General features: G+C 58.4%; 13 protein-coding genes and 1 pseudogene. 9 read left to right on the top strand and 5 right to left on the bottom strand.

Features of this window, described 5'->3' with window-relative positions; all coding sequences use genetic code 11:
• Positions 1-44: 44 nt before the first annotated feature.
• From PI86_RS09245 to PI86_RS09220, 6 genes are all read left to right on the top strand, one after another.
• A complete protein-coding gene (locus PI86_RS09245; RefSeq protein ID WP_039321200.1) occupies positions 45-893 on the top strand; it encodes a glycine betaine ABC transporter substrate-binding protein in 849 nt (282 codons plus the stop codon).
• 90 nt (positions 894-983) lie between these two features.
• Positions 984-2,069 carry a quaternary amine ABC transporter ATP-binding protein gene (locus PI86_RS09240; protein WP_200885191.1) on the top strand — a complete coding sequence of 362 codons (1,086 nt, stop codon included), beginning with the start codon at positions 984-986 and terminating at the stop codon, positions 2,067-2,069.
• A 42-nt stretch (positions 2,070-2,111) separates the two neighbouring features.
• Positions 2,112-2,951 (top strand): ABC transporter permease, encoded by an 840-nt coding sequence (locus PI86_RS09235; RefSeq protein WP_039321197.1) that lies wholly within the window; start codon positions 2,112-2,114, stop codon positions 2,949-2,951.
• Positions 2,948-3,793 (top strand): ABC transporter permease, encoded by an 846-nt coding sequence (locus PI86_RS09230; RefSeq protein ID WP_039321195.1) that lies wholly within the window; start codon positions 2,948-2,950, stop codon positions 3,791-3,793. The genes PI86_RS09235 and PI86_RS09230 overlap by 4 nt, the downstream gene beginning before the upstream one ends.
• A 106-nt stretch (positions 3,794-3,899) precedes the next feature.
• Complete coding sequence (locus PI86_RS09225) at positions 3,900-5,375, top strand: aldehyde dehydrogenase family protein (protein WP_039321193.1); 1,476 nt, start codon at positions 3,900-3,902, stop codon at positions 5,373-5,375.
• A 454-nt stretch (positions 5,376-5,829) separates the two neighbouring features.
• Entirely contained in the window at positions 5,830-6,963 is a 1,134-nt protein-coding gene (locus PI86_RS09220; RefSeq protein WP_039321190.1) for a porin, read from the top strand.
• A 797-nt stretch (positions 6,964-7,760) separates the two neighbouring features.
• Here PI86_RS09220 and PI86_RS09215 read toward each other — a convergent pair.
• From PI86_RS09215 to PI86_RS09205, 3 genes are all read right to left on the bottom strand, one after another.
• Positions 7,761-9,083, bottom strand: a complete 1,323-nt coding sequence (locus PI86_RS09215; RefSeq protein WP_039321188.1) for an MFS transporter — start codon at positions 9,081-9,083, stop codon at positions 7,761-7,763.
• A 282-nt stretch (positions 9,084-9,365) separates the two neighbouring features.
• A complete protein-coding gene (locus PI86_RS09210; protein ID WP_039321185.1) occupies positions 9,366-10,988 on the bottom strand; it encodes a GMC family oxidoreductase in 1,623 nt (540 codons plus the stop codon).
• Between the two features lie 185 nt (positions 10,989-11,173).
• On the bottom strand, positions 11,174-12,649 hold the full coding sequence (locus PI86_RS09205; protein ID WP_039321184.1) for an aldehyde dehydrogenase family protein: 1,476 nt from the start codon (positions 12,647-12,649) through the stop codon (positions 11,174-11,176).
• Between the two features lie 962 nt (positions 12,650-13,611).
• On the opposite strand from PI86_RS09205, the gene PI86_RS09200 reads away from it, so the two are divergent.
• The 3 genes from PI86_RS09200 (at position 13,612) to PI86_RS09190 (ending at position 16,941) form a co-directional block, all read left to right on the top strand.
• Positions 13,612-13,968 carry a cyclophilin-like fold protein gene (locus tag PI86_RS09200; protein ID WP_039321182.1) on the top strand — a complete coding sequence of 119 codons (357 nt, stop codon included), beginning with the start codon at positions 13,612-13,614 and terminating at the stop codon, positions 13,966-13,968.
• 424 nt (positions 13,969-14,392) lie between these two features.
• A complete protein-coding gene (locus PI86_RS09195) occupies positions 14,393-16,654 on the top strand; it encodes a beta-glucosidase family protein (RefSeq protein ID WP_039321364.1) in 2,262 nt (753 codons plus the stop codon).
• Positions 16,655-16,698: 44 nt separating this feature from the next.
• Complete coding sequence (locus tag PI86_RS09190) at positions 16,699-16,941, top strand: group II intron maturase-specific domain-containing protein (RefSeq protein WP_082012188.1); 243 nt, start codon at positions 16,699-16,701, stop codon at positions 16,939-16,941.
• A gap of 176 nt (positions 16,942-17,117) precedes the next feature.
• On the opposite strand, the pseudogene PI86_RS16345 reads toward PI86_RS09190, so the two are convergent.
• Positions 17,118-17,854 (bottom strand): annotated as a pseudogene (locus PI86_RS16345) (IS5 family transposase); the annotation flags it as partial.
• A 97-nt stretch (positions 17,855-17,951) separates the two neighbouring features.
• Positions 17,952-21,212, bottom strand: coding sequence for an SIR2 family NAD-dependent protein deacylase (locus PI86_RS09185; protein ID WP_082012187.1), 3,261 nt, complete (start codon positions 21,210-21,212; stop codon positions 17,952-17,954).
• Between the last annotated feature and the right edge of the window lie 6 nt (positions 21,213-21,218).

Genomic DNA, 21,218 nt, shown 5'->3' with positions numbered 1-21,218 from the left:
TCGAAGGTCGGTATCACGAAACTGCAACCGGAAAGGGAACCACTATGCGCAAGTTATGGAGATTGTTCGGCGCGGCATTGATGATTGGCGTGGCGACATGCTCGAATGCGGCTGAGAAAACGGTCGTCAAGCTCGGCACGATGGGTTGGGAAGACCTTGGCTCGATTACCGGGGTCGGCAAGCGAATGCTCGAGAAGGAAGGCTTCACCGTTCAGGTGACGACCTTCGCGGACTGGGGCATTGCGTACAGCGCACTCGCGCGGGGTGACGTTGACGTCATGGCGTCGCAGGTCAACTACGTGGCTGCCGACTACTGGGCGAAGAACAAGGACCGTCTCGAGAAGATTTCGGCCGTGTCTCACGGTCTGCGCCAGGGCATTGTGGTTCCCGCCTATATGCCGATCAACTCGATCGATCAGCTCAACTCGGTGAAGGACCAAGTGGGCGGAAAGATCATCGGCATCGAGCCCGGGTCCGGACTGATGCGCGAGACACACGAAGCGATCAAGCAGTATGGGCTGCAATATACGCTGGTCGATGGCAGCACTGCGGCGATGGTAGCCCAGCTGCAGTCCACGATGGAGCGCAAGCAGCCGATCGTGGCAGTCCTCTGGAAGCCGTCGTGGATGGACATGAAGTTCAAGGTGAAATATCTCGACGATCCGAAGGGAGTCTTTGCTCCGCCGCAAACGTACTACTGGATTGCCAAGAAAGGCTTCTCGTCGGCGAGTCCGCATGCCCGCGAAACGCTCGCGAGCATCTATATGCCGATCGAGGACCTCACGGCGATCAATGCCGCGATGAAGGACGGAAAAACGCTGGACCAGGCCGTCGACGATTGGTGGAAGCAGCATTCGGCGCTCGTCGCCAAATGGGCGGTCATGTCGAAGTAATGGCCGGGCGGGACGGGCGTCCGATCTTCTGTCAGATCAGGGTGCCCGATTGAAGTATGCCGACGCGTTATTGTCACTTCGGATGGAAGCATGAACATGATGAACGATTTTGCCCACGTAAAGCGAAAGACCGTCGTCGAATGTCGCGGCGTCTGGAAGATATTCGGTAACCAGAGTTCGGCGGCCATCGAGGCCGCCCGCAGCGGTCGATACGACAAGGATCAGTTGCTGAAGCAGCACGGTTGCGTCGCGGCCGTTGCGAACGCTTCGTTTTCGGTCGGCGAAGGCGAGACGTTTTGCATCATCGGCCTCTCAGGAAGCGGCAAATCGACGCTGATTCGGCACTTCAATCGGCTGATCGAGCCGACGAGCGGTGAAGTCGTCGTTCGCGGGAAGGACATCTGCAAGCTGAAACCAGCAGATCTGCGCGATCTGCGCTCCAGGTGTATCGGCATGGTGTTCCAGCAGGTCGCCCTGCTTCCGTACCGCACAGTCTTGCAGAACGTCATGCTTCCGCTCGAGGTGCAAGGAGGGGATTCGGCTGAACGGCGCGCAAAGTCGCAAGCGGCACTCGATACGGTCGGCCTCGGGAACTGGGCCGATCGGTATCCGCGCGAACTGTCGGGCGGTATGCAGCAACGCGTCGGTATCGCGCGGGCACTGGCGGCCAATCCCGATGTGCTGTTGATGGACGAACCGTTCAGCGCGCTCGATCCGCTGATTCGCAAGCAATTGCAGATCGAATTCAAGCAGCTCTCGACCAAGCTCCGAAAAACGACGATCTTCATCACCCACGACATCGAGGAAGCGATTCGTATCGGCGACCGGATCGCCATCATGCGCGAGGGTCGGATTATTCAGATCGGCACCCCCGAGGAAATCGCACTCAAGCCCGCCGATGACTATGTCGCCAGCTTCATGGAAGGTGTGTCGCGCCTCAAGCTTGTGAAGGCACATTCGATCATGGAGCCGATCATGGCCGATGTGTTGGAAACGGCCGTTGGGCCGACCACAGTGGCGGACTACGTTAGCGTGGATATCAACGCTGATCTTGAAGAAATGATCGACGTCGCGATCACGAAGTGCTCGGAAAAGCTCGCGATCGAGCGGGATGGCAGGATCGTCGGTACGGTCAGTCGCGAGACGCTGCTGCGCGCCGTCCGTGCTGCCGAGTAACTAGATCGTTTGTATCGCCGGACTTGAAGGAGGGGTGACGCAATGCCCGATTTGACTGCAGCTTTCGACGGATTCGTCGACAACGGACTGGGATGGCTGAGCGATAACGCCACCGGCGTCTTCAGTAGCCTGAGTACCGTTCTCAACGGTACGTTCAATGGTCTCGATAGCCTGCTGACGTCCGTCCCGTGGTGGGTGATCGTACTGGTGGTGGGCTTGTGCGGGTGGCAGTTTGTTGGACGCGTGTTTGCGGTTGCTGCACTGGTGGGATTGTGGCTCTGCCATGCGATGGGCCTTTGGGCGGAGACCATGAGCACGCTGACCCTTGTGTTCAGCTCGACGTTGCTCGCACTGGTCGTGGCTGTCCCGGCCGGTGTCCTGGTCGGCTTGACGTCGCGGCTGATCAAGGGCGTCGAGGTAGTCATGGACTTCGTGCAGACGATGCCGCCGTATATCTATTTGCTGCCTGGCATCGCGTTGCTGGGTTACGGGCCCGCGACCGCGATGTGGGCGACCTGGATCGTGGCGATTCCTCCCGCATTGCGGCTGACTGCTCATGGTGTTCGGATGACGCCGGGCCAGTTCAACGAGCTCGGTCTGGCGGTCGGAATGACGGGGCCGCAATTGCTGTTCAAGATTCGTATTCCGTTTGCACTGTCGTCCATCCTTGCGGGCGTCAACCAAAGCCTGATGTTGAGCTTCGGCATGGTCGTGATCGCCGGCATTGCCGGTTCGGGCGGACTCGGGCAGACCATTTATGACGCTGTCCGTACGTTGCAGATCGACAAGGCTGTCAACGCCGGCATCGCGATCGTCGTCGTAACGATCGTGCTCGACCGGCTCTCGCAGCGAATGGGTTACCGCAACGGAGGCGCACGATGATCGAGTTTCCGCATGTATCACCCGGAGCGCTCGTCGCACCGGTACTTTCGTGGTTGAACGTTCAGCATCACGACTTTTTCGTCGGTGTCGCGGATGCGTCCAACAGCCTTATTTTGGCGATTGTGCATGGGCTTTCTTTCACGCCGCCATACGTGACCGTCGCAGTGCTTTCGCTGCTCACATTGGTAATATCGGGATGGCGTGGCGCACTCGTTTGTGCGGGCGGTCTCGCGCTTTGCGTGAGCCTCGGCCTGTGGGATGCAACGGTGCAGACGATAGCGGTCATTGTGCTTGCCGTCATTTTTTCGGTGCTTCTCGGCGTGCCGTTGGGCGTGCTGATGTCAAAAAACGAGCGCCTCAAGATCGCGGCTCGCCCCTGCCTCGACATCATGCAGACTTTGCCGCCGTGGGTATATCTGGTGCCGGCCGTGATCCTGTTCGGGCTTGGCGTCGTACCCGCGTTGCTGTCAACGATCATTTACGGGATTCCCCCGATGATTCGACTCACCATTCTTGCGATGAGTCAGATTCCAGAAAACCGCATTGAACTCGGTCGCGCGATCGGTGCGACCCGACGCGAGATCTTCTGGAAGATCGAGTTGCCGTCCGCGATGCCGACACTGCTTCTCGGCATCAATCAATGCGTGCTCTTTTCACTTGGCATGGTCGTGCTTGCCGGGCTGGTGGGCGCAGGCGGGCTCGGCGCGGAAGTGACGCGCGGACTGTCGCGCATGGAGTTCGGCCTGGGTATGAGAGCCAGCCTCGCCATCGTGATTCTCGCAATCGTTCTTGACCGCGTATTCCGGAATGCGATCCCGAAGAGGTTTCTGACGCTCGCATGACCTGACCACTTCATCCCGTTCGCATCGGTCGGGATCGATCGGGGAGAGTCCCTGATCCGTCGTCCGGTGCGGTTCCGTTATTTCGAGCAATTTTCCTATTACGACTATGCGCACCAAACTCTTTATCGATGGGCAATGGGTTTCGCCGGTTCTCGGCGGAGAACTGGATGTGATCAATCCCGCAGACGGCGAGGTGTTCCACAAAGTGGCGGCAGCCACCGCACCGGACGTGGACCGCGCCGTTAGGGCAGCGCGCCACGCGTTTGACGAAGGCCCGTGGGCAAAACTACCGGGCCGTGAGCGTGCAAGGTATCTGCGGCGCATCGCGGAGGTCATCCGCAGCCGGCTGCCCGCGATCGCGGCGCTCGAAGTACGGGACAACGGCAAGCCTCGCCCAGAGGCGGAGTGGGACATCGGCGACGCGGCAGGCTGCTTCGAGTTTTATGCGAAGTTGGCGGAGGAACTCGACTCGAGCAGCAGCGAAACGATCGCCATTTCGGATCAGCGTTTCACCACGAAAGTCGTACGCGAACCGGTCGGGGTCGTGGGTGCAATCATTCCGTGGAACTACCCGTTGCTGATGGCTGCATGGAAGGTCGCTCCCGCGCTTGCCGCGGGCTGCACGATCGTCCTGAAGCCGGCCGAGGCGACGTCGCTGACCGCACTGGAACTGGCCGCTATCGCCGAGGAGATCGATCTTCCGCGCGGCGTGCTGAACGTCGTGACCGGCTTGGGTGCCGAGGCTGGCCAACCGCTGGTGGACCATCCGCTCGTCGACAAGCTCGCATTCACCGGGTCGGGCGCAATTGGATCGAAGATCATGGCTGCTGCAGCGAAGGACATCAAGCGAATCAGCCTTGAACTCGGCGGGAAGTCACCGCTCATCGTTTTTGATGATAGCGACCTCGACAAGGCAGTTGAATGGGTCATGTTCGGGATCTTCTGGAACCAGGGGCAGGTATGTTCGGCCACGTCCCGCGTACTTGTCCACGAGCACCTGTATCAACGCTTCCTGGGCCGCCTCGTCCAAGAGGCAGAGAAGATTACGATCGGCGATGGTTCCAAGGACGGTGTGTTGCTCGGGCCGCTCGTGTCGGCACTTCAGCATCAGCGTGTGAGCGCTGCAGTTGAACGGGCCGGAGCCGCCGGTGCGACGATTTTGACGGGGGGGGGCAGACCCGCGGGCCTTGATGGAGGCTACTTTTTCGAGCCAACCGTTCTCGTCGATGTTCCGCTCGATAGCGAAGCATGGACGGAGGAGATCTTCGGGCCGGTCGTGTGTGTCCGTCCATTCACGTCCGAAGGCGAGGCGATCGCGGCAGCGAACAATACGCGTTTCGGGCTGGCTGCGGCGGTCATGACGAAGGACGTTGAGCGCGCTGAACGTGTCGCCGCCGCGCTGCGCGCGGGTGTGGTCTGGATCAACTGCTCGCAGCCGACGTTTACCGAGGCGCCGTGGGGAGGATACAAACAGTCCGGAATCGGCCGCGAATTGGGCCACTGGGGCCTCGACAACTATCTCGAGACCAAACAGGTAACAGCCTACGTCAGCGATGAACCGTGGGGCTGGTACATCAAATAGCAGAAGCACGATCGCTCGGTCTGACGCCGCGCCCGCAACCGAATGTACGGGTGCGGGCCGGACGCAAATCGATGTCGGGGCCGGTAAATGTTATGGCTGTCGATTCGAGCCTGAACCTTTACAAGGCACCTCGTCTTGCCATATTCCGTCTCAAGAAAATACCAGAACGCTAAATTTATTATGTAGTACGAATTAATTATGTGTGACTCGACGCTGCTCCCTCTCACGGTAGATATTGCACAAAGATGTGATCGCGCGGGGTTGGCAGCAACGAATGCATTTCGATGTTTCACTCGTCGTTTGAGTTTCCGGACGGTCATCTTATCCCTGTCTGGGCTTCGAATCATGTCATTCGTGTCCGTGAAGCGCACGTATCGAAGCGGAATTTTGACGACGAGAAGTTGTTTGATTTGACATTAATCCTTCCGCCAACAACCAGGTCTTGGAGATCATGATGAGGAATGCATATAAAATGTCGGCACTCTTGGCAGGGCTTGCAATCACCGGCCATGCGTCAGCACAAAGCACGGTAACGCTCTATGGCTTGCTCGATACCGGTTTGATGTATGTCCACAATAGTGGGGGGCACTCGTCGCAGTTTCTCATGTCGACCGGAACTCTGGCCGGTTCACGTTGGGGGCTGAAGGGCAGCGAGGATCTCGGTGGCGGTTTGCGGACGGTGTTCCAACTGGAAAGCGGATTTAGCTCCGCTTCGGGCGTGTCATACCAGGGCGGCAGGTTGTTTGGACGCCAGGCGTATGTCGGCTTTTCGGGCGATTCGTGGGGAACGGTCACGTTCGGTCGGCAGTACGATCCGCTGGTTGACCTGCTTCAGCCCGTGCAGGGAGACTGGTGGCTCGCCGGATTTTTCATTGCTCCGGGCGACGTGGACAACGGCGACAACAGCGCGCGATTCGACAACGCAGTCAAATGGGCGAGCCCGACTTGGGGCGGATTCAAGGCAGAAGCCATGTACTCCTTCGGTGGCGTTGCCGGTGCGACGGGCTCCGGACAGACCTACAGCGGCGCCGTTTCGTACAGCAACGGTCCGCTCCAGCTAGCAGGCGGTTACATGCACGTGGACAACGGCAACGCGACGCTGTCGAAGCGCGGGGCAACGTCGTCGGATACGTTCTTCAACAGCAGCGTCAACGCAGCTTACTCATCGGCGCGGTCGATCAATGTCGCACGGGCGGGTGGCAACTACGTCATCGGGCCGGTTACTGTGGGGAGCTACTACAGCTTCTCGGAATACAATCCGGACGCGACTTCCGGGTTCACCAAGTCCGAGAAGTACCACAACGCATCGGTGTACGGTGTCTGGCAAATCAATCCCGCGCTGCTAGCCGAAGTCGGATACGACTACATGCGCTCGCTCGGCGATTCGGCTGCGAAGTATCACACGTTCAGTCTCGGCGCCGATTACAACCTGAGCAAGCGGACGGACGTCTACTCGGTCGTTTCGTATCAGCACGCTACGGGCCAAAACGGCCTGGGGCAGGCTCAGGCTTCCATTGGCTCCCTTGGCTTCGACGCCGGAAAGAGTTCGCAAGTCATCGCGACGGTCGGTCTGCGTCACAAGTTCTAAGTGGTCGTATGGACACTGTTTGACCGCAACGGGCCCTGCGTAAAAGTCGTGAGCATGTAGTTGCCGAGCTATATCGCGGTAGCACCCAGGCCGTACGCGTCGATCGATAGACGACGGGGTGATCACTTCGCGCCACATGCCGACTGGAAGTGGGGCACGTTGATTCAGTATCTCCACGCGGAACACAAGAGACGTAGGCGCTTTGATATCGAAGCATGATATTGATCGCAGTCTCCTGGATAGCCGCGCTTCGGCCCGGGTGATCCCGGGCCTTTTTTTGCGTTTCTCAGGAAATCGTGGAGGGTCTAAGGGCGTTTGCATAACCCGACGCTTGTCTGCAAGGAGATCAAGAGGAGGAACTGCACGATCGCAAGGCGCTTCAGGTGTCGCGCTGCAGGACCGGCCAACTGGCACAACGGCAGGTCATTTCCATCGATGTCAGCATGGAATTCGCGTTGAGCGGTATACTGCTATTCGAATCGTTTGCGCGGACCGTTCGTATCCGTGCCGCAATGCGTTATGCAATTGAGGCGATAGAACCAACTCAGGTGATCATCGGGTTCAGGAGGACATCGCGACCGATTGTAGGCATATGCTGCTATCTTCGCGGGCAGCTCACGCCAGATACTGTCCCGTGATCTGCTCGACCGGCGCTCGCGACTGTTTTCGATGCGCGTTTGTACACTCGTACCACCGTATCGGGCGATGCCCGCTGTCAAAGCCGGGCACCTTGCGTGCAAGCGCTAGTGCAGGTGACGTTCGTTTGGGCCACCGCCATCTTCCCGAATCAACGTCGCTCAGCGCGCGTCATGCAACACCGCAGAACTGGTGTCATTCGGCGCACCTTCGACCGATGTGCGAAGACGGATGCCTCGGGTCTCGGGTACGAATTGCGTAGCAACAAGGCACACCAACGCGATTGCAGTAACATAGAGAGCCGGGGCGAGGGGCGTGCCGATTGCCTGAGTCAGATACGTTGCGATGAACGGGCTGGTGCCGCCAAACAGCGCTACGCTGATCTGGTACGAGATTGCGTGCCCGGTTGCCCGGAACGACGTCGGAAAGAACTCAGGTGCCGCGACGAAGTTGGCGCCGCCATTGATCCCGAGCCCGATCGCTAGCAGGACTTGCCCCATTACGGCGCCACTAAACGTTCCGGAAGCCGCAAGATGCATCGCCGGATAGGCTGCGAGCGCAAGCCAGGCCGCACCGAACGTCAGCACACGCTTGCGTCCGAACCGATCGCTCAGCATACCGCCCAGCGGAAGCAGCAGCGACAGAACGATGACTGCGATCGCGTTGGAAATGAGTGCGGACATCGGCTCCAGCTTTGCCACCCGGACGAGAAACGTGTACATAAAACCCAGCAGCAGATAAGCGCCGACCGAATACACCGGCTGGATCATCACGACGTTCAACATGCCCTTCAATCCGCCCGATTGCAGCGCGGCACGCAGTGGGTTGTCGGTTTTGCTCTTGCGGGCGGCCTGCTTGAATTCCTCGGGCTCGTCGATGCTCCGCCTGAGCCAGAAGCCGACCACGCCGATCAGACCACCCATCAGGAACGGGATTCGCCAGAGCCACTCGGCGTAGGCGGTCGATCCGGCTGCCTGGACGGCAATGAGCAGGCCGGCAACGACCGCGTTCGGCAGGTGGGAAAAGATCAAGGTAAAGCCGAGCCACCGCCCGCGCTGATCGTCGGGCGCTGCTTCCACGATAAAGCTTGTCGTGCCGGACGTCTCGCCGCCCAGCGCCAGCCCCTGCGCGAAACGGCACATCACGAGCAGGATCGGCGCCGCAATGCCGATCTCCGCATAGGTTGGCAACACGCCCATCAACGCGGTGCCTAACGCCATCAACCAGACAGTCATGGCCATGACTTTGACCCGACCGATTCGGTCCGCCATCATGCCGAACATCAAGCCTCCGAGCGGTCTGGCGAGAAACGCTACTGCATAGACGGCGAAAGTGCTGAGTATTGCGGCGGTCCGATCGCTGCCCGGGAAAAAGTGTGTCGCGAGGATCGGCACCGAAAAGCCGAAAACCGCGAAGTCGTATATCTCGCCGAAATTCCCGATCGAACCGGCGGCAAGCGTGCGCCAAGGACTGGATCTGGACATTGTCTCCTCCCATTGATGGGGATATGTTCTTTCAATCTGAGCGAGCGCCCCGCATGCGGACCACGAAATTCGATGTGGCGGCAATGAGCGTTCGTCGTTGACTTGCGTAACTGCGGTGGGAAGCGCAATCGAGGAACCCGATGAAACCGGTCGTTCCGACGGCAGTCTTCGCGAGGATGTGTGATTCTATCGATTCATTGATTCGTATTCCTATGTTAAATGTTGTAAAAATAGAATGAAAGATGTATGGCCTTAACCTTCTGGTGCGGTCGGTCAACTTTCCTACGCAGCGATAGAGCGGCGTGCTTTCGAGTCGCGTGCGATCATGTCGGCCCCTTTCTCTCCGATCATCATTGATGGCGCGTTCGTATTGCCGGCTGTTACGCGCGGCATGATCGATGCATCGACGACACGGAGTCGTTCGACGCCTCTGACGTTCAGGCGCTCATCGACGACAGCCATCGAATCGCGCCCCATCTTGCAGGTTCCGGCCGGGTGAAACGCGGAATTGCCGTGCTGTTCCATGAAGCGGAGAAGAGCATCGTCTGATTCCGTGCTCGCACCGGGGAAACGTTCGCTCACGACACGAGATGCGATCGGCTCAGTCGACATGATTTTCCGGATCTGCCTGACGCCCTGGATCATCGCGTGGATGTCTTCTTCATGGCAGAGAAAGTTCGGCGTGAATGCGGGAGATTGCGCCGGATCCGCCGATCGAAGCGTTACCGTTCCTGTCGCGGACGGACGGACACGGTATACCGAGGCGGACATGGCCGGGACCGGATCGACCTCGATCTTCCCGTTCTCGTGATACGTGAACGTCATCGGACGAAAACTGATCTGCAGATCTCCGTAGGGCTGGTCCGGCCTGCTTTTGACGAACGCCGCCACCTGTGACGAACCGAGCGCGAGGTAGCCGGAGTGTGTTGTCACGTATTTCAGACCTTGCCAGTATTTCCGGAGGCCATTGAGGTCGCGGTTGTACGAACTGTCGCGGGTCGAGGTGAAACTGCAGTGCACGTAGAAGTGATCCTGCAAATTCCGTCCGACGCCGGGCAGATCGTTCAATACCGGTATCCCATGACGTTGGAGTTCGGTTCCCGCGCCGATTCCCGACAACATGAGGATCTGCGGGGAATTGAGTGCGCCGGCGGCAAGAATGATCTCGCGAGATGCACGCAGGATGCGTCGTTCGCCTTGTTCGACCACCTCGACACCGACCGCTTCACGGCCTTCGAAAACGATCCGCTGGACCATGCATCCGGTACGGATCTCGAGATTCGCCCGGTCGCGGACCGGTTCGACGAACGCCGTATAGGATGAATCGCGCTGGCCAGATCGGATATTGTGCTGAATGAAGCCGACGCCATCGTGGCGCTCGCCATTCAGATCTTCGGTATAAGGGATACCGCTGTTGACTGCTGCTTTGACGAAGTCAACGGAACTCGGGTGCCGGATGACCGGGTCGCTGATGCATAGGGGGCCGCCAGTGCCACGGTAGTGATCTTCCCCGCGCTCATTGTGCTCCATTCGCTTGAAGTAGGGCAGCAGGTCGTCGTATCCCCATCCAGTATTTCCGAGACTTTGCCAGTAGTCGAAGTCTTGGCGATGTCCGCGGATATACACCATGCCATTGATTGAGCTAGACCCTCCGAGACCTTTGCCTCGTGGCCAGTACATGCGCCGCTCGAGCAGAGTTGGCATGGGTTCCGTGTAGTAGTTCCAGTTGAACTGCTCGTTGAAGAAGAGCTTTGCCATGCCGGCTGGCGTTCGAACCCAGAATTTGTCGGAATCAGGTCCGGCCTCGAGCAGCAGTACGCGGTTCTCCCTGTTTTCGCTGAGCCGGCGGGCGAGTACGCAGCCAGCCGATCCAGCGCCGATCACAATATAGTCGTGCGTATCCATTTGTGGGATTTCATTGAATCCTGTTGTTGGCGCGTCGTGCCCGGTTGCGCTGGCCTGGTCTGACTCGGCCGCAAAACCGGACGTGGTGACTTGACTTCGTCCGGTACCGAACCTTGGGACCGGACGAATGTTGAGTCCTTTTCATTCGCACACGCACTCACGTGCGCGCCTGCAATTTCCGTCGATCAAAGACGCATGAGGACCGACTTCGTCTGCGTATACGCTTCGATCGACTCGGCCCCCATCTCGCGCCCGTATCCCGATTGCTTGTAGCCGCCGATGGACATGACCGGGTCGGTCTCCGCATACGTGTTGATCCACACACGCCCCGACTTCAGCGCGCGGGCCACGCGATGCGCACGGCTCACGTCACGCGTCCACACGGCGGCCGCCAGGCCGTACAGCGTGTCATTGCCTTTGAGAATGGCGTCGTCCTCGTCGCGGAACGGAATGATCGACAGGACCGGTCCGAAGATTTCTTCCTGCGCAATCTGCATCTTGTTCGACACGTTCGAGAAGACCGTCGGTTCGACGAAGTACCCGACATCGCCGACACGTTCGCCGCCGGTGTTCAGCGTCGCGCCTTCTACCTTGCCCGCATCGATGTAGGACAGCACGCGATCCATCTGTCTGCGTGAGACGAGGGGCCCCAATTGCGTATCCTGCGCCAGCGGCGAACCGACCCTGTACTGCGAAGCGATGTCCGATATGCGTCGTGCGACTTCGTCGTGAAGGCTTTCGTGCACGAAAAGACGCGTGCCGGCCGAGCAGATCTGTCCGGAATTCCGGCAGAAGCCGACTACCGCCGCCTCGATCGCCTTGTCGAGGTCAGCGTCGGGAAAGATGATGTTTGGCGACTTCCCGCCCAGTTCGAGCGTGACCTTCTTCATGTTGCCGGCCGACGCCTGCAGAATCTGCCGGCCTACGCCGGTCGAACCGGTAAACGCGATCTTGTCGATGTCAGGATGGGCGGCCATTGCCGCGCCGGCGGTCGCACCGAACCCCGGGACGACGTTGACGACGCCAGGCGGCAGGTCGAGTTCGTGAATCAGTTCGGCAAGTCGCACCGTCGACAGCGGCGCTTGCTCGGCCGGCTTCAGGATGGCGGTGTTTCCGCACGCCAATGCCGGCCCCAGCTTGGAAGCCGCCATTACAAGCGGGACATTCCATGCGTTGATCAGTGCGCAGACGCCCATGGGTTCGCGCAACATATAGATGAATTTCGCATCGTCGGTCGGATTGGTTGTTCCGTGGATCTTGGTAACCCAACCGGCGTAGTAGCGGAAGAGCTCGGCCGTCGATGCGACGCGACCGGCGGAAAACGCGACCGGTGCACCCATGTCGAGGCTCTCAAGGACAGCGAGTTCATCGGCATGCTGCTCGACCGCATCGGCGATTCTCAGCAGATACCGGGCGCGTGCATGGGGCGAGATCCCGCTCCACGTCTTCGACTCCAATGCCTTGCGTGCGGCAATGACGGCCTTGTCGATGTCGGCGCTGTCTGCTTCCGCCACCATCGTCAGCGCTTCCTCTGTCGCCGGATTGCTCGTTTCGAACGTGCGGCCAGAGGCCGCCTCGACCCATTGTCCGCCGATCAGCAGGCGTTTGGGACCGGACTTCAGCCAGTCGAGCGCCTTTTGATGGCCTGCGCTGATCGGCAATGAACTGACAGATGAAGACGACACTTTGGTTCTCCTATGGATGGTAAATCGTCGCTCGATAGCAGCAATGGTGAGGGTGCGACTCTGGCGTCCGTAGCGACCCGTACGTTCAGGCGACCCAGGTGAGTCGTGACCGACGATCGCTGCGGAACGCGTGAGCGGCTTGTTCGGTGACTCCGGACTGAAAGGGAAACCCCCGTTGCTCACATGACGAAAGATGAGCGCCCTTCAGGAGGGAAGTGGGCGGTCGTCGATGGCGAGAAATTTGCCCGGGAATATCGGTAGTCAGGTTTGATGAGATCAATGCTTGCCACGTGTCACCTCTCATGTACTGCGATCGGGGTATGTGCGGAATCGGTCGGTGCTCTTACGGCACTGACCGACTCTCCCTCTGATGGAAATCATACTAGCACGTATTCTGATAGATAGCATGGGTTCCGATCAGTGGAACTTTCGTTGCGATAGGGTGCTTGATCGCTATTGTTTTCGCGAAGCATGGGACGGCCTCGCCGAACACCTTGGGATGTCGTCGAAGGAAAGTTGAGTTACGGAACTGACGACGAACGGACAGACGCAGTCGCTGGAAATTGGCGTGGTGACAAGCGAGGCATTGTGCGGGAACGACGAATACGCAACTCGTGAGCGGCGCTCATACCCACATTCATATCAAGTCATCAATCTGGTGATTTGGCTGACTTATGATGCTTCGCTGCACAGACCGCGAACACGGCGCCCGCCACGCATACGACTGTGCCAACGGAAAAATGAGAGACGGCAGCGACTTCAAGGCACGAGGTTTGATGCAACGCGCATGTGGAGAGGACAACTTATGACGTGGGATTTCGTATCGAAGGCCGTTGCGATCACGACAACCATGATGCTGTGTTCTGGCATCATTGGATGCCACGGAACTGGCAAAGAGTACAAACGTGAGCGGCGGCGGAATTCAAGGAGAGAACCGAGTGAAGATTGCGATCAGCATCGATGGCCGCAAAGTCGTCGCCGAGCTCGAAGACAGCGCGACAAGCAGAGATTTCCTGTCTCAGCTACCGATGACGTTGAAGTTCGAGGACTATCACGCGACCGAGAAGATTAGCTATCTTCCGCGCAAGCTGTCGACGTCTGGCGCGCCGGACGGCTTTGATCCATCTGTTGGTACCGTCGCCTACTACGCGCCTTGGGGAAACATTGCAGTCTTTTATAACGATTTCGGATACTCGAGATCTCTGATCAAGCTCGGGCAGGTCGTTTCCGGGTTAGATATCCTGACGAGAGCGTCGTCGTTCAACGCGAAGATCGAGCGCGTAGAGGGCGAATGAAGATGCCTTTCGCATGACATTGCTCCGAGTTAAGGCTTGCCGACCGTGTTTCATCCGAACGTGATGGAGTCGCTGAACGATTGATCGTCGAGGCCCGACATCTGATACTCATCGAGATGTGGGACCAATTCATATTGTTCTCGCTGCGCGGAGATATCGTCACACAGGAATTCGTGGGCGAAAAGGATGTTCCGGCCCGTCACGGGAAAACTTCATTGAATCCGACAGCAGCACAATTATCGTTCCTGCCACATAGTCGATCTCCTTCGTGGTTGGAATCTGGATTCATGATATTGATATAAATAATATGGAATCCATATAAATATATAAATCTGATTTTGCTGTGGTTGCGCTTGGAATTTTTTGGCGCCACGGATGTGGCGTGCACGCAGATACCTATAACTCGAACGTCGGAGACACTCACTTGAGACATTCCCTGCGATATCTTGCTTTCGCGGGCGCATGCCCGTTAGCGCTCCTGCTCATGTCTTGCGGAGGTGATGCAACTTCAAGTGGCATCAACGATTCTGCCGTTGACGCACGTGCTGAATCGCTTACCTCACAATTGACTACTGACGAAAAGATCCAACTCGTCCACGGCGTCGGACTGCCTGCACTTTCGATTGGTGGCCCGTATCCTTCGTGGGCGAAGGGGGCCGGCTATGTGCCCGGGGTCGAGAGACTCGGTATTCCACCGGTTGCGAGCGCAGACTCGGCCGGAGGTGTAAATATCGTCGGTTCGAATGCGACTGCGCTGCCGGCGCCGATCGCGTTGGCAGCAAGCTGGGATCCTCAATTGGCCAGTGCCTACGGAAGGCGCATCGCAATTGAGCTTCGTGCGTTGGGCTATGCGGAGGGGCTTGGCGGCGGGATCAATCTGGCGCGCGAACCTCGCGGTGGCCGGACGTTCGAGTATATGGGGGAAGACCCGGTCCTGGCCGGAGTGATGGGGGCAGCCAGAACTGTGGGAACCCAATCGCAAAAGGTCATCGCGACGATCAAGCACCTGGCGATGAACGGCCAGGAAACCAATCGGATGACCAGCAATTCCGTTGTCGGCGAGCGCGTGATGCGGGAGACGGAACTGCTTGGTTTCGAGATCGCCATCAAGGACGGTCAACCCGGCAATGTCATGTGTTCATACAACCTCGTGAATGGCGTATACGCTTGTGAGAATCCATATCTCATGACAACGGTGTTGAAAAGCGACTGGGGGTTCAAGGGGGTAGCTCAGTCCGACTGGACCGCGACGCATAGCACCGTCGCATCTGCACTGGCAGGTCTTGACGAAGAGCAACCTGGTGATGCGGGAGTCGATGCGAACAAGATTTCCGACTTCCCGATCGTCTCCTATTTCGGATCGAAGCTGAAAGTTGCCATTGCCGCAGGCAGTGTTCCGATGTCGCGTCTGAACGACATGCTGCAGCGCAAGCTCAGGACTCTGATCGCAACGGGTGTTATGGACTCGCCGCCGACTCCTGGAGGCTCGATTGACCGTGAGGCCGGGAACGCAGATGCGCTGTCGATTGCACGACAGTCGTTTGTATTGTTGAAGAATGCTCCACCATCCGGCATGCAGAATTCGGTGTTGCCGCTCTCTGCCGGTAGTGTGTCGTCGATTGTGGTCATCGGCGGGCATGCGGATCTGGGCGTCATCTCGGGTGGGGGATCCGGTGCTGTTCCGGCTGCGGATGGTAATGCCGTCGCGACGTGCCAGTCACCGGCCGGCGCCTTGATTAACTTATGTGCGACCTGGTACAAGTCCTCTCCGTTGGCGGCTATCAGGGCGAAAGCGCCACGCGCAACCGTCAGCTATTTCGACGGTACCGACGCGACGGCCGCTGCCAATGCTGCGGCCGTCGCCGATGTCGCGATCGTGTTTGCGACTCAATGGGAAACGGAGGGCTTCGACCTCGGTAGCCTCGCGCTGCCTGATTCGAAGGTGGATCCGTACAATCAACAATACGACCAGAATGCCCTTATTGCAGCGGTTGCCTCCAAGGCAAAACGCGTAATTGTGGTACTGGAAAACGGAAGCCCGGTGACGATGCCGTGGCTCGCGGGTGTCCATGGCGTGCTTGAGACTTGGTATCCGGGCGTGCAAGGTGGGCACGCGATCGCCGATGTACTGTTCGGTGATGTCAATCCTTCTGGCAAGCTTCCCATTACGTTCGCCAAGCAGGAAGCGGATCTTCCGCAACCGACTATCGACGCGAAGCAGCTGAACGTTGAATACCGAGAAGGGTTGTTGCTGGGATATCGCTGGTTCGACGCGAAAGCTATCGCCCCCCTGTTCCCGTTCGGCTTCGGCCTTTCCTACACGACATTCTCATACTCCGACATGACCACTCGGGTTGACGACGCGAACAACGTAATTGTCACATTCACGATCACGAACACGGGGTCACGTGCGGGAGCAGAGGTGGCGCAAGTGTACGCGGCGCTCCCGTCGGGGACCGGCGAACCGCCACGGCGGCTCGTAGGCTGGGAAAAGATTTCGTTGGATCCCGGTCGCGCACAACAGGTCCGCATCTCGATTCCTGCTCGACGCTTTGCGACGTGGGACGAAAATACCCACGGATGGAGGATCGACGGCGGAAGCTATATGCTCTTGGCGGCCAAGTCGTCGCGTGACGCGAATGCGTTGTCACGGACGATCGTCTTGAATGCAGCGTCGAGAATATGATGGTGCCGACCGCTGATTGACTTAGAGACGGCCGGGTTGTCGAATTGATCAACCCGGTGCTGCGAGGCTGGGTGAATTACTTCGCTGTTGGACATTCCAGTGAGTGCTTCGGCTACGTGAAAGACTGGGTGGAAAAGAAGATCAGGCGCCACATGCAGCGATCCCGGCAGCAACAGGGCTTCGGCTGGGCGAAGTGGAGTACGCGGTGGCTGTATGACGAACTGAAGCTGTTCAATGGCTACAAGGTTCGCTACAAGACAGCGTCGAAAGCGTCCCCAGCATGGTAGGTCCCGTAAACGTTGACACGAAGCAAACAGGAGAGCGTAGTGCCGGAAAACGGCTCGCTGCGTTCGACGTGGCGGGAGCTGGAAACGTGGCTATGGCAGCCGGACTGAGGCCCATTGCGAAAGCAGCGGAATTGCCACCGGAGCCTAACGTGCGCGCGCCAGTTCTCGACCCTACCGGCGCGACGTTCAAAGCGAATACGTAGACGGCGGAAATGATGCAGCCAAGCATGAGTACGTTCGACGACCCAACGGACTTTTCCAAGGCCACTACCGTGCGGATGACCGAGCCGCGCGATGCTGGTGGGGATGTTGCGCTCGTGCAGGATGCGTCGGTATTTGTCGTGGTCGTAACCACGGTCGGCGTAGACGCGGGCGGGACGGCTCAGAGGCCGTCCACGCACGCCGCCGATCGGCACGATGGCCTCGATCAGCGGAACCAGTTGGGTGACGTCATTACGATTGGCGCCGGTCAGGATTGCCGCGATCGGCGTTCCGTTGGCGTCGGTGGCGATGTGGTGCTTCGACCCGGGTCGCGCTCGATCGGTGGGGTTCGGGCCAGTTTTTCGCCCGCCCCAACCGCACGAATCGACGATGAGTCGACGACCACGCGCGAGAAGTCGATCTTCTCGGCTGCTCGCAGTTTCGCCAGCAGCACTGCGTGCAGTCGATCCCACCCCCCAGCTTGCTGCCAATCGCGCAGCCTGCGCCAACAACTTGCGCCTGAGCCCCATCCCATTTCGGACGGCAAGTCGCGCCAACGAATGCCCGTCTTCAGCACAAATAGGATGCCCGTCAGAGCCGCGCGGTCCGCTACTGGCTTGCGACCGGGATACTTGAAGCGGCGCGGCTTTGGCGGAGGTAGCAGTGGTTCGATCAGTGCCCACAGTTCGTCATCAATGATTGGCTTACCCATCTCCTTGGCCCATCTGTCACGACGGCCAAGGTTAACAGGATGCTGAAAAAGTTAGCAGCCCCTTGGGCCCTTTTTGAAACCATCTCTTAGTCCGGGCTTACGGCTCGGCATCAAGCAGTGCATTCCGTACCTCAGGAAGCGGGTCCGATTTGCCTGCTTCAATCCATTTGTTCAGCGTCCCATCGTCGCTGATCTGTGATTTCATTGCGTACGCAAGTCTGATGCATTCAGCGCGAACAAGCGAAAGCGAGATCGCTCTACGACTTGTAGCTTCAGCGTCGATGTATTGAGTCTCGAGCCACAGATCTTCAAGTGCCGGGAGTAAACGCGGTACCCACGCCGCAGGGACGAGATTGTGTTCGAGCAGATATCTGGCGGTGTGGAGTAGCGCAGGCAACCCATGCTCGTGCCGGGTCTCGATCGTCGAAACAAGCTGGTCGATCAGATTATCTGGTAGTGCGACACACGAACCATTCTGTACCAGCGTCGCCCATTTCCGTAGAGCTGTCACTCCATTCCCGACACGATGACTGTACGAGCCGACAAGCGCACGGCGTATCAGAGTCGCCAGATCGCCAGCAAGGTCTGGGACGGTGTCCAGAAACGCCGGCATCCCGGACAAACCATGCCATTCGCGAGACTTCAATATCCAGGTGCGCAGCGTTGAGACTCGCTCCCCGGTTTTTGATGTTGGGTCCAGCGCAGGAGCGCATAGTTCAGTCAGTACTGTTCCAATGTGGCGGCGCATCCCATCCAGAAAATTCTTCCTCCATGATTCATCCATTGGATCTCTGGATTCAACGAGAGCAGGATCCCACGCGACAAGTTCATCAAATAGCCGTTGTGCCTGCTGCGGTTCCGGTCTGATCCCAATCTGTGCAGCGAGGATATAGGACTGAATGTTTTGCAGTTTCTGGTCCAGCACTCGTGTATCGAGCAATTTCGGTGGATCAAGATCGCGTGTTTGACCGCCTTGAAACAGCATTGTGCAAACCGCCGCCCTAGGGTCGATAGCACCCGGTGAGGGAAGGTTGGCGAGCGCGCTACTGAGCAATCCTGTGTCGGCGGGTAGTCCACTTTGGGTGTCCACTTCAGACCATAAGACTTCTCCGAAAGATGTACGCTCGTCAGCCTGCAGTGATCCCCGCAATGACAGGTAGCTGAGTCGATGTACCGCTTCCTTCCTGGAATGCTGTCCCCGCTTCGCCGCTGCCAGCAGCTGCTGGATGCGATGCTGCCATCGCGCGTCTTCAACGGAGCGGTCTGGCACCGAGTTCCAGATACGGTTGATCACATCCGGCCACCATCGAGTGTCCGACTGGGTTTCTGCCGCTAATGGAAAGTCAATGATCTCCCATGCGAGTTTGCTCTGCCTAGATGGCGGGAGCCCTGCCACCGACTGGTTTGCCAGTTCGTTCAATGCCTCCAGAATCCAGGGGAATTGCATCGAATTACGTCTTGCGAGGCTGAGAGCATAGAGAAGGGTTGCCTGTGCGTCATCTTCCGACATTCGCACAGTAAGTCGGGATAGCACGGTGAGATGAAGTCTCAGGCGATCGATCGCGCCGCTCCTGTCCTCGGCTTGCTCCTTCCCCTGCGATGTCTCAAGGCGGTTCATCCAGAAATCGGCTGCTGCCCTGACGACGGATATCAGCCCGGAGCTCACTTCATCGGGTAGTTGAGCAATGGCAATGCGACTGAAATAAACGTCGAAGGTCTTGTCATAATGACTCTGCATTCCGCGCATCAACCAGATGTACCAGTCAACGGTTCGCTGATAGGTAATCTTCGCAACTGCGCCGACCGCATCTGCGCAGAAGTTGACGCCGCTCGTCCTGATGGGCAGACCGACGACCTCCATGAGCTGGTCAAGCTGGTAAAACGCCGCTGCGGCCGAACTGTCTACGGTATCCGGAGCTCGTTGCCGGGATTCACGATAATGCCCAGGCTCGAAAAGCAGCTTGAACCCCGCATCATCCAGCCTGTGCTCGGCGTAGTGCTCAGCAGCCATCGTTTCGATCCGCTCAATCTCGTCGCGGGGCGCAACCAGCAGTTCCTTGAACTCGCGGGCTTTGGGCGCATCAACGGGCGTCTGGAACGCCCCCGCATAGGTTCCGCGTGAAATCCATTCTGCCCACCCCAGCCGGGCCTTGATCCAGATAGAGCGATGGTCGAGCCTGTATCGACGCTCAAATTCTGTCGCGGCATCCCTGATCAGTTTTGTGGCCTGGCCATGAAGGCCGATTTCAGTCAGCAGGCCCGCCCGGCGAAGCATCCAGACGGGATCTGGAGACTCCAGTAACGGCGCAGAATCTGCCAGTTCATGAAGCTTGAGCTGGTCCCGTTCGAACAGGCATCTCTGATATCTCGTCTCCATGCGAATCTCGTCCGACGACGGAGCAAGCTGTGTTACGAAGTCCTCCCACTTCAGAAAGGCCTGTTCATCCTGGTGCAGTCTCGCCCGTCGCATCAGCGCGACGGCGAATTCGCAGAGAAGGTCTGCATCTACGTTGACGGGATGAGTATCGAGTAAGGCGGTCAGCGCCTCGAATAGCTGGTTCGGAATCCACGAATAGGAGACTGTGCGCTGCCAGAGAAATTCACGCAGGATAGCTGCCCGCTCTGTCACCTCGAAGCGTTCCAGAACAGAGGTGCGCAACAGCCATGCTTCATCTGAACGGTGTCTCATCTGGTTCCGCAGACTTGCAGGGCACACCAGCCAACCCGGATAAGTTTCCCGGTCCCTCCTGATTACGGCGGCAGTTTGCTGCAGAAGATCAGCAGCGAAGGCGTCATCTTTGCGTGCCTTCATATGCGCGTCCTGGCCAGCCTGCAGAAGAGGGAAACTGCCCGACTCCGCCGGCGCCCAGTTGTGCAATAGGCTCGGGCGAGCAGCATGCAGCGCTTCGAAGAAAAGCCTCGTTGCTTCCGCATGACGCGCCGCTTTTGGTATTGCGCCAAGAACGGGTGCGAAATCGATTGGCGCAATGTTGCGCGACTCCAGGAATTTTCGCTTCGCAGGGGCAAGATCGAGATTTCCGACGAGGTAAATGCGTCGGGCTTTGCCGCCCAACTGGTCACGTACCCAGCCCGTCCATTCGAGAAAGTTGGGATCGTCACCCGAGAATCCGACGAGGCACAACTCGTTTTCGATAAAAATCTGTCTTGCCAAGTTCACGAACGCAGCGTGTTTGCCCGGATAGGTCCGATAGTCTTCTTCAGCAAAAATGAGTGGTCCTTCGTCTCCTATCGATCCGTGCAGTTTAACCACACGGGGCGCCCGCGCATGCGGCAGATCTGCTTCCAGCCTTACGAGATCGTATCTCTGATCAAGACTGTTTTCTGCGGTCCGTTCCAGTAATGT

This window comes from Burkholderia sp. A9, from assembly GCF_000801975.1.
The sequence above is the reverse complement of the archived record's forward strand: the minus strand, read 5'-3'. Positions and strand labels throughout refer to the sequence as shown.